Annotated in this window: 11 protein-coding genes and 1 rRNA gene; 11 read left to right on the forward strand and 1 reads right to left on the reverse strand. The window is 43.7% G+C overall.

All coding sequences use genetic code 11. The features are described from left to right. Window positions 1-74 precede the first annotated feature (74 nt). Window positions 75-1,517, reverse strand: coding sequence for an aminopeptidase C (locus HXT59_RS02470; RefSeq protein ID WP_102703489.1), 1,443 nt, complete (start codon window positions 1,515-1,517; stop codon window positions 75-77). Window positions 1,518-2,080: 563 nt separating this feature from the next. Here HXT59_RS02470 and HXT59_RS02475 point away from each other — a divergent pair. The 11 genes from HXT59_RS02475 to HXT59_RS02525 all read left to right on the forward strand — a co-directional run bounded on the left by HXT59_RS02475 (window position 2,081) and on the right by HXT59_RS02525 (window position 18,488). After that, window positions 2,081-3,064 (forward strand): ABC transporter permease, encoded by a 984-nt coding sequence (locus HXT59_RS02475; RefSeq protein ID WP_033888405.1) that lies wholly within the window; start codon window positions 2,081-2,083, stop codon window positions 3,062-3,064. A 24-nt stretch (window positions 3,065-3,088) separates the two neighbouring features. Continuing rightward, window positions 3,089-4,036 carry an ABC transporter permease gene (locus HXT59_RS02480; RefSeq protein ID WP_064621662.1) on the forward strand — a complete coding sequence of 316 codons (948 nt, stop codon included), beginning with the start codon at window positions 3,089-3,091 and terminating at the stop codon, window positions 4,034-4,036. A gap of 21 nt (window positions 4,037-4,057) precedes the next feature. Beyond that, complete coding sequence (locus HXT59_RS02485) at window positions 4,058-5,947, forward strand: ABC transporter ATP-binding protein (RefSeq protein ID WP_064621661.1); 1,890 nt, start codon at window positions 4,058-4,060, stop codon at window positions 5,945-5,947. Between the two features lie 323 nt (window positions 5,948-6,270). Next, complete coding sequence (locus tag HXT59_RS02490) at window positions 6,271-8,013, forward strand: ABC transporter family substrate-binding protein (RefSeq protein WP_064622146.1); 1,743 nt, start codon at window positions 6,271-6,273, stop codon at window positions 8,011-8,013. A 179-nt stretch (window positions 8,014-8,192) separates the two neighbouring features. Continuing rightward, window positions 8,193-10,007: an ABC transporter ATP-binding protein gene (locus tag HXT59_RS02495; RefSeq protein WP_033888404.1), complete on the forward strand. Its 1,815-nt coding sequence runs from the start codon at window positions 8,193-8,195 to the stop codon at window positions 10,005-10,007. Between the two features lie 2 nt (window positions 10,008-10,009). Further along, window positions 10,010-11,806, forward strand: a complete 1,797-nt coding sequence (locus tag HXT59_RS02500) for an ABC transporter ATP-binding protein (protein ID WP_004107992.1) — start codon at window positions 10,010-10,012, stop codon at window positions 11,804-11,806. A gap of 54 nt (window positions 11,807-11,860) precedes the next feature. Further along, complete coding sequence (locus tag HXT59_RS02505; RefSeq protein ID WP_033888403.1) at window positions 11,861-12,841, forward strand: TatD family hydrolase; 981 nt, start codon at window positions 11,861-11,863, stop codon at window positions 12,839-12,841. A gap of 164 nt (window positions 12,842-13,005) precedes the next feature. Next, on the forward strand, window positions 13,006-15,639 hold the full coding sequence (locus HXT59_RS02510) for a KUP/HAK/KT family potassium transporter (protein WP_415685023.1): 2,634 nt from the start codon (window positions 13,006-13,008) through the stop codon (window positions 15,637-15,639). A gap of 23 nt (window positions 15,640-15,662) precedes the next feature. After that, window positions 15,663-16,478, forward strand: a complete 816-nt coding sequence (locus tag HXT59_RS02515) for an HD domain-containing protein (RefSeq protein WP_004107986.1) — start codon at window positions 15,663-15,665, stop codon at window positions 16,476-16,478. Window positions 16,479-16,622: 144 nt separating this feature from the next. Beyond that, a complete protein-coding gene (locus HXT59_RS02520; RefSeq protein WP_162861153.1) occupies window positions 16,623-16,769 on the forward strand; it encodes a hypothetical protein in 147 nt (48 codons plus the stop codon). Window positions 16,770-16,961: 192 nt separating this feature from the next. Continuing rightward, window positions 16,962-18,488: ribosomal RNA gene (locus tag HXT59_RS02525) — 16S ribosomal RNA — on the forward strand. Window positions 18,489-18,751: the final 263 nt, after the last annotated feature.

An 18,751-nucleotide genomic window follows, 5' to 3' on the forward strand; every position in this document is an offset into this window, starting at 1 on the left:
CAACAATAAAAGCGCAGACTGCAAAAACAATCTGCGCTCACATAGTTACCAAACTTAATTTTAATGGTAACGATTTAACGGCAACGCTTCGAAAGTGGCGCCCACGGTTCAAGCATTACTGGTTCTTGATCCAATACAGCTAAAGTTTCTTTGTCAAGGTACTTTTTGTTGATGATTATTTCGTTCACATAACGATCGAACCACTCTGCTGAGCCAACATAATAGCCATCTTCGCCAGCATCCTTGCCCCAGCTGTTCTCGATCTTCCAGCGATCTGGCTCGCCATCTTTGTTAAGATTCACGCCAGTGAATGTCATTGCGTGATTTCCTGGGCAATCCATATATTCCAAGCCGTGAGCTTTATCGAATGTAAACTTCACGTCAAACAATTCATCTACGCGCACAACTGCAGGATCGAAGAATCCACTGTCACGCAAGGAGAACTGCGTGCAATCGCATGCAAACCAGATTGGATGACCATCTTTTAATTGGTCTACAGCTGCTTTTTTGAATACATCGAGAGGCACATTAACAAATTCCATTTCCTTTGTTTCAGCTACGTTGGTGCTGTACTTAAATTGGTAGAGCTTGTTGAATGGTGTGCGTTCCATAGGTGCGTTGCATATTGTTACGAAGTCGTTTACGTCAACTGGAACGTACTTCTTTGCGAACTCAAGTGGAGTAATTCCGTATTCACAAATCATTGGACGCTCATCTTTGCCGGTTTTTGGCTTGTCAGCTTTGCCGGTTTTCTCGCCATCTTTCTTGGTTTCGTCTTTTTCGCCGTCCTTCTTATCGTCATCGTCATCTTTAGTTCGTGCGAAGAAGTCAAACTGTGCAGGTGGTTCACCCAGGGCAATAGTTGTCATACGATAAACGGTTTCCAAATCGCGAACTTTCATTTCGCGCAATTCTTCCAAAGAAGTTCCGTTCTTATGAGCTTCACGCAATTCGTATGCAAACTCGCGCAACTTGGTATTGATGTATTGTACGAATGCATCAGAGTCGACTGAGTTCTGTGAATCTGGATATGCACTCTTTGGCATAAGTCCGTACTTGTTTACCAAGTTGACGAACATTTGCCACCAGCCGCCGTCATCGATTGGACCATAGTTAATGCTCTCAAAAAGTCGGCTATTAACATCTTCATCAAGTGTTGAAAGCACATTTTCCAAATAAGCGTTTGCTTTTTCAATCTTGTCCCAGAAGAATAGGTAGCTTTCTGAAAACTCAAAGTCGTCTAAATTCCACTTATGCATTACTTCGTATCGCAAAGTATTAAGTGAGGCGAACATCCAGCAGCGTCCGGAGCGCTTCTGATTGGTAATGCTGCCTTGTTTTAATTCTATTGAGAATTCGCGAGGAAGAGCACGCTTGCCTTGGTAGCTTGTTGCGGCTTTAAGCACACCATTTGTTACTGCTGCATTCGCGGCGAGAAGATTTGCGCGCTGTTCGTTAAAATGTTTGGAATAATTTTTTACATGTTCCAGAGTTACGGCTTTGACGTTTTCAGCCATGAGCTTATTCATTCTCCTTTTAGAGTTGAAAGTACGAATAAAAAATATTGTATACTGCTCAATGTCTCGCGTGTGTTTCTTGTCTATGCCTATTTTCGGCATTTGCTTGAATACTATTAATTATTTTAGTAAAACTACAATTTTTTCGGTAAATATTCAGTTTTTGTAATTAAATTTTGAATTTATTATATTTGCTTATAAAACGTATTTTGTATGTATAAAAATACTTTTTTGATTTTAAAATACATGTCTTTGTGTAAAAATATAGCTAGAAATCACTGATATTTTGCGTTTTTTTGCATGTTTAGATATGTATAATGTAACTTATATATACGAAATTTTTCCCTTGGGTATTGAGAAAAGTGTTGTGCAAAAATATTTTCTGTTTGTCTCTTTGTACATAGCTTGGCTAAAAATATACTAATTATGTGTCCCGGATTGACAAGGGTTGATTCAAATACGCCCTTTTCAAGGTCGAGTGTTAGATCGGCAATACTGTAAATCACAAGATTTATGGATGCCGAATGGAGGTAAAAAATGGCTAGTCGTAGAAAAGAGTCACAATGATACGATACATCGTTAAACGATGCCTGAATTATGTGGTGATGTTGTTTGTTGCCGTATCCATGACGTATTTCTTGACAAGTGCTTTTATGAGACCGCGTTCGAACTACATGTCTAGGCATCCGCATCCACCTATTGCATCAATCAACCGTTCTTTGGATTTGGCAAATATTAACGACCAGACTCCAGTGTTTACTCGTTATTGCCGTTGGATTTACAACATTTTTACTAAGTGGGATTGGGGATTGAGCCCAGATCAAGCTCCAGTTGGTCCGGCAATTATGTCTCGTATTGGCGCATCTGTTCAGCTGGTTACAGGCGCTACAATTCTTGGCATTGTTCTCGGTGTTAGCGTTGGTGTTTACACTGCTATCCGTCAGTACAAGTGGCAAGATAGAGTTCTTAATTCCACCGCAACCTTCCTGTTGGTTGTTCCTGCAGCAGTTTTGGGTTTGATGGTTGTGCTTGCTGCTATTAGCATTAACCACGCAACAGGCGTGCGACTTTTCTACGTTACTGGTTTGCACTCTTACCAGGGTTCTGACCCGTTCATGTTCCTTCTTGACTTCCTTCAGCATTTGATTTTGCCGACGATTGTTATGACAATTCCTGGCATGGTTGGGTATCATTTAACGCAGCGCACGTATCTTCTCGATACTATGAATGCTGATTACGTTCGTACGGCTCGCGCTAAGGGCTTACCTTTGAATTTGGCTATTCGCCGCCACGCTTTGCGTACTTCTTTGATTCCAACAGCTGTTGACGTCGCCTTCTCTATTGCAGGCGTGTTTACGGGTGCTGTGATTACTGAAACCGTGTTTGCTATTAACGGTCTTGGTAGCTACTTCGTTCAGACCATTATGCAGAACGATATTAACGGTTCTGTTGCTATTGCAGCGTTTGGTGCTGTATGTACCTTAGTTGGTGCTCTGCTTGCAGATATCTTCTCTGCTTGGCTCGACCCACGTATTCGTTTGAACTAGCAGAACAGTGTAGGTGAATTTGATATGAATAAAAAAGATGTATCTTCAAAACCTCAAGAATCTGCTGCAGATAGAAAAGCTACTGCTGGTGCCTGGGGCAACTTTAAGCGCACTGGTAAGATGACGCTTTATACGCGTCGATTCTTCCGTCGCCCGTCTGCAGTTGTGGGCTTGGTTATGTTCGTAATTTTGATTCTTTTTGCTTTGTTTGGCTCAAAGATTTCAAAGTGGAGCTACGACGAACCAGACTTTTCTTCTCTAGCAACTCCTCCTTCTGCAGAGCATTGGCTGGGAACTACGCCAGGCGGTTCAGACATGTACGCAATGGTTGTGCGCGGACTTGGTCGTTCACTTTCCATTGGTATTGTTAGCTCTATTACCATTACAGTTATTGCTGCTTTGGTTGGTACTGCTATTTCTTACTTCGAAGGATGGTTTGAGCAGGTTGGTATGTGGCTTTTGGACATGCTGCTGATTGTTCCTTCCTTCCTGCTGATTGCTTTAATCATTAGTGCTTCTAGTGGTGGTAGCGATTGGCTGTGGTTGGCATTTGGCTTAACAGCTTTTGGTTGGATTGGTTACGCTCGTACTCTTCGTACGTTGACTTTGAGCTTGCGCGAACGTGAGTATGTTCGTGCAGCTAAGTTCGAGGGCGTTTCTTCGTTCCGCATTATTGTGCGCCACTTGGTTCCAAACTTGGGTTCTGTATTGATTATTAACACGGTTCTTGGTGTTATTGGTGCGATTAACGGCGAAACTGCTTTGAGCTTCTTGGGCCTTGGTATTAAGGCTCCGGATACTTCTCTTGGTACTTTGCTTAATGCTGGCCAAAGCGTTGTGCAGACTTCTCCGTGGGTGCTTTTGGTGCCGTCTGCAGTGCTTGTTTTGCTAACCTTCTCCGTGCAGCTTATTGGTGACGGTTTGCGTGATGCCATTGATCCATATTCTAGGTCTGTTGGTAAGGCCGACTAACGAGCGTTTGGAGTGATAAACATGACTGATATTGCAAATAACGCTATTAAGGAAGAAACCACGATGGAAGATCAAAACAACGAACCGTTGCTTTCAGTACGCGACTTGCAAATTAGCTTCGCTTCTGAAGCTGGTACTGTGCATGCTGTGCGCGGAATGAATTTTGATTTGTACCGCGGAAAGACTATTGGTATCGTTGGCGAGTCCGGTTCTGGTAAGTCGGTTACGTCCTTGGCTGTTATGGGCTTGCTGGATAAAAACGCTAGCGTTAAAGGCTCTGTAAAGTATAAGGGCGAGGAGCTTTTAACTAAGTCTGATGCAGAAATGAGTAAGATTCGTGGCAAGAATATTGCCATGGTTTTCCAGGATCCTCTTTCTGCTTTAACCCCTGTTTTCTCTATTGGTGATCAGCTTAAGGAAGCTTTGGTTATTCATAATCCTGACATGACTGAAGAGCAGATTCGCGAGCGTTCTATTGAATTGCTTGATTTGGTTGGTATTACTAAGCCGGCTGAGCGTTTGAAGGCTTTCCCCCACGAGTTTTCTGGTGGTATGCGCCAGCGCGTGATGATCGCTATGGCTATTGCCAATAATCCTGACATTATTATTGCCGACGAGCCTACTACCGCTTTGGATGTGACTATTCAGGCTCAGGTTTTGGAAGTTTTGAAGAAAGCTCAGCGCGAAACCGGCGCTGCAATGATTTTTATTACTCACGATTTGGGCGTAATTGCTGGCGTTGCAGACGAAGTTATTGTTATGTATGCGGGTCATTTGGTTGAGCATAATAGCGTTGAAGAGATTTTTGCTCACCCAACTCAGCCGTACACTATTGGCTTGTTGGGTGCTGTTCCTCGCGTTGATCAAAAGCGCACTCGTCGTTTGACTCCAATTTCTAAGCCGACTATGGATATGCTTATGGCTGAAGAAGAAAGCGGCGACGACAGCACAATGATGGGTCTTGAAGCTGAAAGCGAAACTGTTCGCTCGTTGCTTCATGCGGAAACCGAAAAGCCAATTAAGCCAATGTTTGAAGGCATTCCTCGTGAACAACGAAAAGTTGTTTTGGATGTTAAGAACTTGGTTAAAACATTCCCAATTACTAGCGGTGGCTTCTTGCGACGCAAGGTTGGCGAAGTTCGCGCGGTTGATGGTGTGAGTATTGAGGTTCGTGAAGGCGAAACAGTTGCTTTGGTTGGCGAGTCTGGTTCTGGTAAGTCCACGACTTTGATGGAGATTATGGGCTTGAAGAAGCCTGAGTCTGGTTCTATTACAGTTTTTGGTACTGAGTTGAACGATAAGTTGACTCGTGAGCAGCGTCGCGAACTTCGTTCTAAGATTCAGTACGTGTTCCAGGACCCAATGAGCTCGCTTGATCCTCGTATGCTTGTTTACGATATTTTGGCCGAGCCTTTGCTCGTGCAAAAGAAGTCGAAGGAAGAAATTCGCCAGCGTATTGCTGAGCTTATGCAATTGGTTGAGTTGAATCCTGATCAAGTTGATCGCTTCCCAACGCAGTTCTCCGGCGGTCAGCGTCAGCGTATCGCTATTGCTCGCGCTTTGGCTGTGAATCCTAAGCTTTTGCTTCTTGATGAGCCAGTTTCGGCTTTGGATGTTTCTATTCAGGCTGGAATTATTAACTTGCTTGAAGATTTGCAAGACAAGTTGGGTGTTGCTTACTTGTTCGTGGCTCACAACATGGCTGTGGTTCGTCACATTTCTAGCCGTATTGCTGTTATGTATCACGGTCGAATTGTTGAATCTGGTGAAACGGATGAGGTGTTTGATAATCCAAAGCACCCTTACACTCAGGCTTTGATTAGCGCTGTGCCAATTCCGGATCCTACAATTGAGAAGAACCGTAAGCGTATTATTCTTTCTGAAGAAGATAATTTTGACGATGTTAGGTAATTCATGACTTGTTGATTTTAGTTAATCTTCATCAATCTGAATAAATTACTTAGTCGCGCATGTTTATTACAACATGCGCGATTTTTTATTGTGTAACATAAATTTAAAAAACGTAATATATTTTGTTTTTTAGCCAAAATAAACTAAAAAATTTTCTGTTTTGCTCATTATAGATAATAAATTATTCTTTTTTGCCTAATTTTCATAAAGTTGAAAAGAAAAAAATCAATATTTTGTGAAAACGATTTGTCGAATGTCATAGAGTTGTATATACTCATACAACATACCGGAAGACGGACATCATCCGGGGAATGAGAGGAATCATGAAAAATACAAATGCAGGTAAACTGACTGTATTTGCCGCAGCTGCACTTTCTGTTGCAATGCTGCTCGGCGCTTGCGGCGGTGCTACTAACAATGCTGGTAAAGCAGGTATGACTGAAGAGCCAGCTGCTGGTGTTGACACTTCTTACACTGGCGAACTTCCAATGCCAGATGTCAACAAGCGTTACGATAATCCACAGTCACGTGACAACGTTAAGGACGGCGGCACTTACACCGTTGCTCTTCCTGTTCTCGGTCCAAACTGGAATTACGCTTCTAACGACGGTAACTCTGGTTACATGAATACTTTGTGGGGCTTCTACCAGCCAAATCTTATGGCTTATGACACCGTTAAGGGTGAAAAGCTTAAGTACAACCCTGACTACATCACTTCCGTCAAGAAGGTTAGCGATAAGCCACTCGTTGTTCAGTACAACTTGAACCCAAAGGCCAAGTGGAATGACGGCACTGATATTGATTACACCGCATTTAAGGCTACTTGGCAGGCTTTGAACGGAAAGAACAAGGAATACTCCGTCCCAAGTACTGAAGGCTATGACTGCATCAAGAGTGTTGAACAAGGTTCCACTCCAAAGCAGGTTATAGTGACTTATGAGAAGCCATGCGCAACATGGGAAATGCTTTTCGCTCCACTGGTTCATCCAAAGGCCGGTGACGTTAAGACCTTCAACCAGGGTTGGGTAAACAATCCTCACAACGAGTGGGGTGCAGGTCCATTCCAGATTGAATCCGCAACCGAAAATCAGGTTGTTTTCACCCGCAATCCAAAGTGGTGGGGTAAGAAGGCAAAGCTCGATAAGGTCGTTGTAAAGCGTATGGAAGATACTGCAGCTTTGAACGCTTTCCAGAACGGTGAAATCGATGCTGTAACCGATACCATTTCTTCTAAGGACGCAATCAAGTCTGCTCGTAGCGTTAAGGGCGCTCAGCTGCGTTACGGCTACAGCACCAAGGTTCGCGTGCTTAACTTCAACGCTAAGTCCAAGCCACTTAACGAGCTTGCAGTTCGTAAGGCTGTTGTTCAGGCATTCGACGTTGCTACCTACAACAAGATTCAGTTCCAGGGCATGAACTGGAAGAGCGAGCAGCCAGGTTCTGAGCTTCTCTCCATGTTCCAGGCTGGCTACAAGAACAATCTTCCTGCTGACGGCAAGTACAACACCGAAAACGCTAAGAAGACCCTTGAAGCTGCTGGTTACAAGATGGGCAAGGATGGCTACTACGCCAAGAATGGCAAGACTCTTGAGATTTCCTTCACCTTCTTCGGCGATGATTCTACTCAGGCAGCTCTTGCTAACGCATTCCAGGCCATGATGAAGAAGGCTGGAATTAAGTGCAAGACTGTGAACCATGCTGTTGCTAAGTTCTCCGAGGTTGTTGCTTCGCACGAGTACCAGGTGCTTCCATTGGCATGGCAGTCCACATCTCCATTGAGCTTCTTGTCTGCAGCAAGCCAGGTTTACAAGTCTGATAGCGATTCCAACCTCGGTCTCGTTGGCAATAAGAAGATTGATGCTATGCTCAACAAGATTGGCAAGACCTACGATTACAAGGAACAGACTGATTATGCAAACAAGGCAGAGTCTGCAGCTCTCGCACTCTACGGAACTCTTCCAGTTTCTGCTCCTCCTATTTACCAGGTGTTCAAGAAGGGCTTTGCTAACAACGGCCCTGCTGGTTACGCAAGCACCTACCCAGAGGATATGGGCTGGCAGAAGTAAGTAAATTTGTAGCGATAATTCGCGCAAGTTTACTAAGCTGATTGCTTAACTTATAGCATGTGGCGTGTAGTCTTTTGGCTACACGCCACATCTTTTTGTGTATGCTAATGTGAGAAAATAGTATAAATTTAAAATTAAGTCTCAAAAAGCAAAATCGGAAACAAAGGAGAAGCTGGCGCATGTACGTCAATCCGAATAAACGCAAAGATGCGAGTAACGTGCGCTGGGTATTGCAATACTGTAAGCCGGACATGTGGAAAGTTTGGCTTGCTATTTTTCTATTTATTATCAATGACACGATGGCAATGACAATGCCGTTGCTTTCGGGCTTTATTGTAGACAAAATCATTATTGGCAAACAGCATAATTTGCTTATAAGCGTATGCGTTTTGATGGTAGCAATGATGATTGTTCGCGTTGGCTCAAGGTATATTTACCAGCTTTTAATGGAAAAGTTTGGTCAAAATGCCGTGTATCGCCTGGTGAGCGACGAGTACGAAAAGCTTCATTCTCTCGATTTTACGTACTTTAATCACACGCGCACAGGCGACATTATGAGTCGTATGACATCGGATACTGACGCGATTCGTCATATTTTAAGTTGGGTTTCGTATATGGCGTTAGATTGTGTAGTAATGTTCGTGCTAGCGCTGGTTATAATGTTTTCAATTCAGTGGAAGCTCGCTTTAGCACTTATGTCAATTACGCCATTTTTGTTTCTGCTCGCAAAAATTATGGGCAAAAAAGCTAGACCGAAATTCCTTGCAATTCGTGAATCCTTTGCGCGCATGAATTCAATGGTGGAAGAAAATATCGAGGGGAATCGCGTAGTAAAAGCTTTCGTGCGTGAGGATTACGAAACTAAGAAATTCGATAAGTGCAACGAAGACTACTTTAATTGCAATATTACGCTTGCAAAAAATACTCAAAAATACATGCCTTGGCTCGATGGCATGGGTTTTGTGCTTGAGCTTATAACAGTTGGTTTCGGCGGATGGCTTGTTTTGAATGGCAACATGACTTTAGGTGCATTCGTCACTTTTAATAGCTTCCTTTGGATGCTACACATGCCTGTACGAATGGTGGGCTGGCTTATTAATGATTGGCAGCGTTTTAACGCAGGATGCGTGAATATTCGCAAACTTCTTACGCAAGAATCGCATATTAGACATCCAAAAGAAGCGGACGAAACCGTTAAAATTAGAGGTAAAATTACTTTTGAGCATGTTGATTTTTCATTCCCAGACGATCAAGACTCTCCAATCTTAAAAGATATTGATTTAGACGTTCCTGCTGGAAGCAAACTGGGTATTCTTGGTGAAACTGGTTCCGGCAAATCAACTCTCGTAAGTCTTATAGCAAGATTCTATGATCCTACGCGTGGTCGTGTTTTAATTGACGGAAAAGACGTGCGCGAATGGCCGTTAGAAACTGTTCGTAACCAAGTTAGCATAGTTGCGCAGGAAACATTCCTATTTTCGGACACTATTGCAGGAAATATTAGTTTTGGATTACCTCAAACTAAAGAAAATTGTAAGGAATTAGATAATACCATTCGCACGATGGCAACAATTGCTGCAGCAGACGATTTTATTATGGATATGCCAGAAGGCTATGAAACAGTAGTAGGCGAGCGTGGGGTAGGTCTTTCTGGTGGGCAAAAGCAGCGTTTGAGCTTAGCTAGAGCGTTGGCAAATAATCCTGCAATCTTGATTATGGACGATACAACTTCTGCTGTAGATATGGAAACGGAAGAGCATATTCAGCAGGAGCTGAAAAAGCTTGATGGCACGCGCACAATAATCACTATTGCGCACAGAATCTCATCCGTTAAAGATGCAGACATGATTGTTGTGCTAGATCACGGGAAAATTATTGAACGCGGCACGCATGCTCAGCTTGTTGCAGCGCACGGGAGGTATTGGGAGATCTATAGAAAGCAACTTGGCTTTAAAACTGGCAGGTCTGCAGGATTCGAAACGAAGGGGGAGTAGAAATGGCACAACGTAATACTTATCGTGAAGACGAAGGTCAAGAAGAACACATAAACGTGCACGAACTTATGCGCGTTAGAAAATATATGAAGCCGTATGCTACTAAACTTCTATTCGTAATTATGGTAGTTATTAGCGGCAGCATCATTATGACAGCGATGCCAATGATTACGAAAACGCTAATCGACGTTGTATTGTCTCAGAAAAACGTCAATTATTTATATACAATTATTGCCGTATTCGCACTGCTCATTATATTGTATGAGCTTGGTTTAGCGTACAGAACTTTAGCAATTACGCGCATCGGCCAGATGATAATCAAAGACATGCGACGCGATATTTTTACGCATGTTCAATCATTATCTTTTGATTATTTTGATTCGCGTCCGCATGGGAAAATTCTGATTCGCATCGTAAACTACATCAATACGCTTTCTGACACGCTTTCGTCTGGTTTAATTAACGTATTTTCCGACGTTTTTGTGCTTATTATTACATTAATAACAATGTTTGTTATAGATTGGCGAATGGCTTTGTGGAGCTTAGCGCTATTCCCAATATTTATAATTTGGACGCGAACTTTACAAATTTTGCAAAGAAAAGCGTCTAAAAAATTATCAAATAAACAAAGTAATTTAAATGCGTATTTGCACGAATCAATCGCAGGAGTAAAAACAACGCAAACTTTTGCGCGAGAAGCTACAGCATACGCTACTTTCCAAGAGCAACAAGCAGAAGTAAGAAGTGCTTGGATGCGAAACGTTAGAGTGCAAATGTTACTTTGGCCTGGTGCTTCAATTATTGAGACTGCAGCAATAGCGCTTTTGTATTACTCTGGCATAGCAAACTTAGGTGCAATGAACGTGAGCACGGGAACACTTATAGCATTTGTTTGGTATTCGACTACTTTCTGGGATCCAGTAGTAAATATTGGAAACTTCTATACGCAACTTGTAACGTGCTCAGTTTATTTGGAACGAATTTTTGAAACTCTACGAATTAAGCCAAATATCGTAGATAAGCCAGATGCTATTCAATTGCCTCAAATCGAAGGAAAAGTAGACGTAAACGACGTTGTTTTCCGTTACGAAGAAGATGGAAGGCCAATATTAAACTTGGTTGATTTGCATGTTAATCCTGGCACTACTGTAGCTCTTGTGGGACCTACTGGTGCAGGAAAAACAACTCTCGTAAGTCTTCTTTCTAGATTCTACGACGTTTCAGAAGGCTCGATTACTATAGACGGGTACGATGTACGTTCAGTAACGCTCGCATCTCTTAGAAAACAAATGGGCGTAATGTTGCAAGATAGTTTTATTTTCAGTGGAACCGTACGCGAGAACATCCGTTATGGAAAGCTCGATGCCACTGATGAAGAAATTGAGATTGCAGCGCGTGCAGTTCATGCTCACGAATTTATTGAAGGATTACCGAACGGATACGATACTGAAATTGAAGAGCGCGGAGCCACTCTTTCTGCAGGTCAGCGTCAGCTTATATCGTTTGCGCGAGTATTGCTTGCGAATCCGCGAATTCTTATTCTAGATGAGGCAACAAGTAATATTGATACTCGTACAGAAGAAGCATTACAAGCAGGATTAGCTCAATTACTTAAAAATCGCACATCTTTTGTAATAGCGCATAGGCTTTCGACGATTGAGAATGCGGATTTGATTTGTGTAATCGATCATGGAGAAATTGTTGAAAAAGGCACTCATAACGAGCTTATGGAGGCAAGAGGAGCGTATTATCGTCTTGTAAAATCGCAATATGATGCAATTCGCAAAGCAGTTTTATAAATACTTATCATTCAATAAAAATTGACAGTTGAGTTTGCGAGTAGACTTAAAAATATGAGTAAACATCATCGCGAACATAATTGGGCGCCGGCTTTAGCAACGCAATCTGCAGTATGGGAAAATCTGCTACAAGAAGGAATAACAATTGCAGACGATCATACGCACATGCTTAGCGTTGTGGATTTTGCGCATAATCTAAATCAAGAATTAGCAGAAAAAGGCCGCGATGTAATAGCGGAACCTACTGTAGACGACTTAGTTGCTCAAGCAAAATCATCAGGCGTTTCGCACATGCTAGAAGTCGGATGTGAATATCCAGATTGGGAGCCGACGATTAAGTTTGCTCAAACGCATGAAAATTCAGTTCGCGCAGCAATAGCAATACACCCAAACGAAGCAGTATTACACGGTCACAAAGGAGCTAAAGGTCCTGACGGATTGCCAATAGTTTACAAGCCGTATCACGATATTCCATTTGACGAAGCTATGCAACATTTGCGCTCGCTAGTAATTGCTCATCCAAAAGAAGTAGTGGCAATAGGCGAAACTGGCTTAGACTACTTTCGTACGGGAGAGCCTGCGCGAGAAGCACAAATAGAGGCTTTTCGCGACCATATTGCGCTCGCAAAAGAGCTGAATTTACCTTTACAAATTCACGATCGTGATGCGCATGAAGACGTAGTAAAAGTCTTACTAAAAGATGGCGCTCCTGAGCGAACAGTATTTCACAGTTATGCTGGTGGTGTGGATTTAGCCGAAATATTGAAAGAGCACGGTTGGTACGCAAGTTTTTCTGGAACTATAAGTTACAAAGGCAATGATGAATTACGCGAATCTGCGCGAATTATTGGCGAAGACCATATAACTGTTGAAACGGATGCGCCTTATTTAACGCCAATGCCGTATCGTGGACGGCCAAACGCGCCTTATATGGTTCCTTATACGCTAGAAACACTTTCTGAAGTTCTAAATATATCGTTATTGCAAGCAGCGAAAGTTACACGCGAAAATACGCGAAAAATTTACGAATTTTAGGAATATAAAATCCTTAATTTTCAAGGATTTTTTAATATTTTTTGCGCGATGCACTATTGTTGTATACAATATCCAAGTACGGAAATAAAACTGTGAGGTGTGAGGTTTATGCGACTTCTTGTTGGCATCAAGAAGAAACCTCATATATGGAGGAACAATTAAGCATGACTAAGTCACGCACTACTGTACCATCAAACGATAGTACAAAGGATCCTCGCAACGGCGCGAAAGATTCCGAGAAAAGCACTAAATCCTTAAAAGGTACTAAGGATGCTATATTGCGAGCTGCCTCGTTTACTAAGGCTCCTCAGGTGTCAAAAAAAACGACAACACGCGAAGAGCGCAAAGTAATAGCTCAGCAGCAAGCGCAAGAGGTAAAAGAAGCAGAAAAGCTTGTTGCTAGTGCAGTACGAGGTCCGTTAGGTAGATGGTGGGCAAAATTGCAAACCAGTTCCGATCGTTTTACATTGGGAATGGCAATTGTTGCTCTTGGCGTTGTCTATGGCGATATTGGTACTTCTCCGCTTTATACTGCGCAAACATTTTTAGCAGGTCAAGGCGGCTTACAAAACATAAATCGCGCGACTATCTACGGAATGCTTTCGCTACTGTTCTGGTCAATCACATTAATTACAACCGTAAAATACGTATTTGTTGCAATGAGAACAGACAACAAAGGCGAAGGCGGCATTTTTGCTTTATATTCGCTTCTACGTAAAAAAGGCGCGTGGCTTGCAATACCGGCAATGATTGGTGGAGCCGCGTTTTTGGCAGATTCTGTGCTGACTCCTGCAGTTTCCATCTCTTCAGCAGTTGAAGGTTTGCGCACTATTGCAGTGTTTAAGCCAATATTCTTAGAAAATGAGAATTTGTCGATGATGATTACGGTTATTATAATCGTCATACTTTTCTCTGTACAGCAACGCGGAACCGAGCGAATTGGCAAAGTATTTGGCATTGTTGTGATGCTTTGGTTTGCTTTCCTTGCGCTGGTTGGTGTCATGAACATTGGCCAAGATTGGACTATTTTTGAAGCACTTAACCCGATTTATGGCATAAAATTCCTGTTTAGCACGCATAATGTGCAGGGATTAGCGGTTATGGGTGTGATCTTCCTTTCTACTACCGGTGCTGAAGCGTTATATTCTGATATGGGTCATGTTGGTAGAGGCAATGTGTACGCAACCTGGCCGTTTATTAAAATTGCTTTGCTGCTGAATTACTTTGGGCAAGGCGCTTGGATGTTGAAAAATCAAAACGATAAAGCATTATGGTCAATAGAAGGTTTGAACCCGTTCTTCCAAATGCTTGAACCGAATGTGCGATATGTTGCCGTTATTCTTTCGGTTACTGCTGGCATTATTGCTTCTCAAGCGCTGATTACAGGCGCATACACAATGGTTTCTGAGGCAACAAGCCTAAATTGGATGCCACATTTGCAAGTGCGATATCCTGCTAGAACTCGTGGACAGCTGTATATTCCAGTTGTGAATGTTGTGCTGTGTGTTGCCACTATTACGGTTCTTGCAGTATTCCGCGATTCTGAACATATCTCTGGCGCATACGGTTTAGCTTTAACTCTAACTATGCTTGCTACGACTATTTTGCTTACAGTGCACATGTGGTATCAGAAGAAGCGATTTGGTGCCTTCATATTTGCAATCGTATTCCTCATGATTGAGATGATGTTCTTTGTGGCTTCCATGGCGAAATTCATGCACGGTGGCTGGTTTACTATGCTGCTCGGTGTTTCAATTTTGATCATTATGGTCACTTGGAAAGATGGAACTAAAATTGAGCGTTCGCAACGTTTGCACATGAAACCGAAAGATTTCCTACCTGTGCTAGATAAGTTGCACGGAGATTTCCGTATTCCGTATTTCGCTGACAATATTGTGTATTTGACTTCCGATTGTGAAATGAAGCGTCTCGATACTGGAATCTTCTTCTCTATTTTTGCCGACCATCCAAAGCGTGCTAGAGCTTGGTGGGCTGTTTCTGTAGAAACAGATGACGCTCCGTTTACTCGTGAGTATTGTGTAGAGAATTTCGGTACGGACTACTTATTCCGCGTAAAAATTAAACTCGGATTTAAAGTGTCGCCTTCTATACCAGCGTATCTTCACCAAATTATGCATGACTTGTCGCACACGGGCGAACTTCCTCAGCAAAAATCCGTGTATCCGAAGGTTGATGCAGATCCAGATATTGGACCAATTCGATATGTTCTGTTGCACAAAGCGTTGATGCCGGAATCTAATATTTCTGTGCGTGGAGCGTTATCTTTAAAGATGAAATATGCAATTAGACATGTTGCTGGTACGCCTGTTAAATGGTTTGGTTTGGCTCCTTACAATCCGGTTGTTGAAGTGCAGCCGTTGTTTATTTCTACTCGCAGACCTCCGCGTTTGAAGCGTGAAGACTGTTCTCAGCGAGCAGTTCAATCTTTGCAAGGTGCCTCAGCGCTTGAAACTAATATTCACGTTGTGAAAGATATCAGACCTACTGATGCTGAGCAGACTGCTGTTATGAACGCACGAGATATTGCTGCTGCTAATGTGATGTTTGCTAACGAAAAACTTGCCAATACTGGGAAAATTAGCCCAGTTCCAATTAAAGAGACAAAAAAAGTTAGCGTGGAGAAGCTTAATAAAGATGGGGCAAATATCGATGCAGCGAATGTAACGCATGCTGTTGTGCAGGCTGTGGAGGATGCTGCTCGTGCCAATGATGCGAATAGTGTGAAATCTGAAAAGAGTGCAGCAACTGAAAAGAGTGCAAAAAATAATCTTAAGTAAGAATCTTAAGGAAGAGCCTTAAAATGGAAAATGGTGCAGAAAGTATACTTAATTGCAACTCGATAAAACTCGCTGATTTACCTGATTTTGGTGAAGTAGAGAAATTGCATAGTGCAACTGCACCATCTTCTGCTGCTTATGAGCTTATTCACGGTCATTGTGTTGTAATCTCAACAATTGCTTGGCAAATTGCTCATCATTGCAATATGCTTTTGTCCGCTGAAAATCGTGCTGCTCAAATGAGTGAAACTTTGCGTAAGCGTGCTGAAATAGCAAAAAATTGCCTTCAGGAGCTTGTCGGAGATAGTTATGCAATATTACCTGCGCTTAGTGGTGGCTTAGCTCCAAAACAGTATATTGATGAATACGCAGCTTTAATAGGTGGATTGTTGCACGATATTGGCACGTATTTTGTGCTTGAAAGTGATGGCAGTAGCAACGCTGGTGGTATATTGCGCTTTGATGGTCCGAATTATATTTTGCATGGCTTGCGCGGATATAAATATTTAATTGATAATGGTTTTAGTGAGGATGCTGCGCAATTTGCGCGCAATCATACTGGAGTTGGCTTAACTCGAGAGCAAGTTATTGCGCAAAATTTGTCTCTTCCTGCTGAAGACTATATTCCGCAAACAGTTGAGCAAGAAATTGTTATGGTTGCGGATAAATATAACAGCAAATCGATACCTCCTCGTTTTTTGACAGTCGATTCTTATCGTCGCAAGGCTGCGCGATTTGGTGAAGACAATGCTAATCGTTGGATGCAATTGGTTGCGAAATATGGTGAGCCAGATATTGCAGGTCTGGCAGAAATCTTTAATATGCGTGTTGATGCGTGAGCGTTATTGATTTTTTGCGTATTTTTATCCTATTTTTGTGTATTTTTTTAAGAAATCTATTATTTTTTAAAAAGTTTTTATAGATTCAATATCAGATAGCATGCTTTTTTGGTGTTTTTTCGTGGTTTTCGACACGCCGGTGTTTTGGCTTGTTTTCAATGGTTTTGGGGTGTTTGTTTTTGGTGGGTTTGCGTTTTAGCGTGGGTTGGTGTAAGTTTATCTCTTGCTGCTCAGCGCGGCTGGTTCTCCTCGGTTGAGGTTGATGAGCCGGCTGGTGTGGTGGTGGTTTGAGAACTCAAGAGCGTGTCTGTACTACTTATTAGTTAATTATTGCCAGTTCATTGCCTGCCTTGCAGATTGCAGGGTGCCTGAGAGATGGTTAAATGGTGGTGAGGTTTTTGTTGGGATGTTCTTTCCTTAAAGAATGTCTCGTCTTTTTCTTTTTAATATTGGAGCCTTTTGTTGGCTCTTCATTGAAGTTTTTTCGTGGAGGGTTCGATTCTGGCTCAGGATGAACGCTGGCGGCGTGCTTAACACATGCAAGTCGAACGGGATCTGACCAGCTTGCTGGTTGGTGAGAGTGGCGAACGGGTGAGTAATGCGTGACCAACCTGCCCCATGCTCCAGAATAGCTCTTGGAAACGGGTGGTAATGCTGGATGCTCCAACTTGACGCATGTCTTGTTGGGAAAGTGTTTAGTGGCATGGGATGGGGTCGCGTCCTATCAGCTTGTAGGCGGGGTAATGGCCCACCTAGGCTTCGACGGGTAGCCGGCCTGAGAGGGCGGACGGCCACATTGGGACTGAGATACGGCCCAGACTCCTACGGGAGGCAGCAGTGGGGAATATTGCGCAATGGGGGAAACCCTGACGCAGCGACGCCGCGTGCGGGATGAAGGCCTTCGGGTTGTAAACCGCTTTTGATTGGGAGCAAGCTTTCGGGTGAGTGTACCTTTCGAATAAGCGCCGGCTAACTACGTGCCAGCAGCCGCGGTAATACGTAGGGCGCAAGCGTTATCCGGAATTATTGGGCGTAAAGAGCTTGTAGGCGGTTCGTCGCGTCTGGTGTGAAAGCCCATCGCTTAACGGTGGGTCTGCGCCGGGTACGGGCGGGCTAGAGTGCAGTAGGGGAGACTGGAATTCCCGGTGTAACGGTGGAATGTGTAGATATCGGGAAGAACACCAATGGCGAAGGCAGGTCTCTGGGCTGTTACTGACGCTGAGAAGCGAAAGCGTGGGGAGCGAACAGGATTAGATACCCTGGTAGTCCACGCCGTAAACGGTGGACGCTGGATGTGGGGCCCATTCCACGGGTTCCGTGTCGGAGCTAACGCGTTAAGCGTCCCGCCTGGGGAGTACGGCCGCAAGGCTAAAACTCAAAGAAATTGACGGGGGCCCGCACAAGCGGCGGAGCATGCGGATTAATTCGATGCAACGCGAAGAACCTTACCTGGGCTTGACATGTGCCTGTCGACTGCAGAGATGTGGTTTCCCTTCGGGGCAGGTTCACAGGTGGTGCATGGTCGTCGTCAGCTCGTGTCGTGAGATGTTGGGTTAAGTCCCGCAACGAGCGCAACCCTCGCCCTGTGTTGCCAGCGGGTTATGCCGGGAACTCACGGGGGACCGCCGGGGTTAACTCGGAGGAAGGTGGGGATGACGTCAGATCATCATGCCCCTTACGTCCAGGGCTTCACGCATGCTACAATGGCCGGTACAACGGGATGCGACATGGTGACATGGAGCGGATCCCTTAAAACCGGTCTCAGTTCGGATCGTAGTCTGCAACTCGACTACGTGAAGGCGGAGTCGCTAGTAATCGCGAATCAGCAACGTCGCGGTGAATGCGTTCCCGGGCCTTGTACACACCGCCCGTCAAGTCATGAAAGTGGGCAGCACCCGAAGCCGGTGGCCTAACCCTTTTGGGATGGAGCCGTCTAAGGTGAGGCTCGTGATTGGGACTAAGTCGTAACAAGGTAGCCGTACCGGAAGGTGCGGCTGGATCACCTCCTTTCTACGGAGTTTTTGTGCACGCTCGGTTGAGTGTGGTTACTGGTGTGGAAAACAATAGTTAACGTTTTTGATGAGTTTGTTGGGCATGCTTTTGGGTTCCCGGATTGCCACCCCCCTTTGTTTGGGGTTGCGGTCCTTGACTCACAGGATTTCAGGTTGATGCTTTTGAGTGTTTGGCTTGGGTTTTGTGGTGTTGTGGTGGTTTGAGAACTGGATAGTGGACGCGAGTAAAATGCGAAACTTTTTTGTTTCGATTTTTTGCTT

The sequence above is a fragment of the Gardnerella sp. KA01001 genome, assembly GCF_049244025.1.
GTDB classification, from domain to species: domain Bacteria; phylum Actinomycetota; class Actinomycetes; order Actinomycetales; family Bifidobacteriaceae; genus Bifidobacterium; species Bifidobacterium swidsinskii.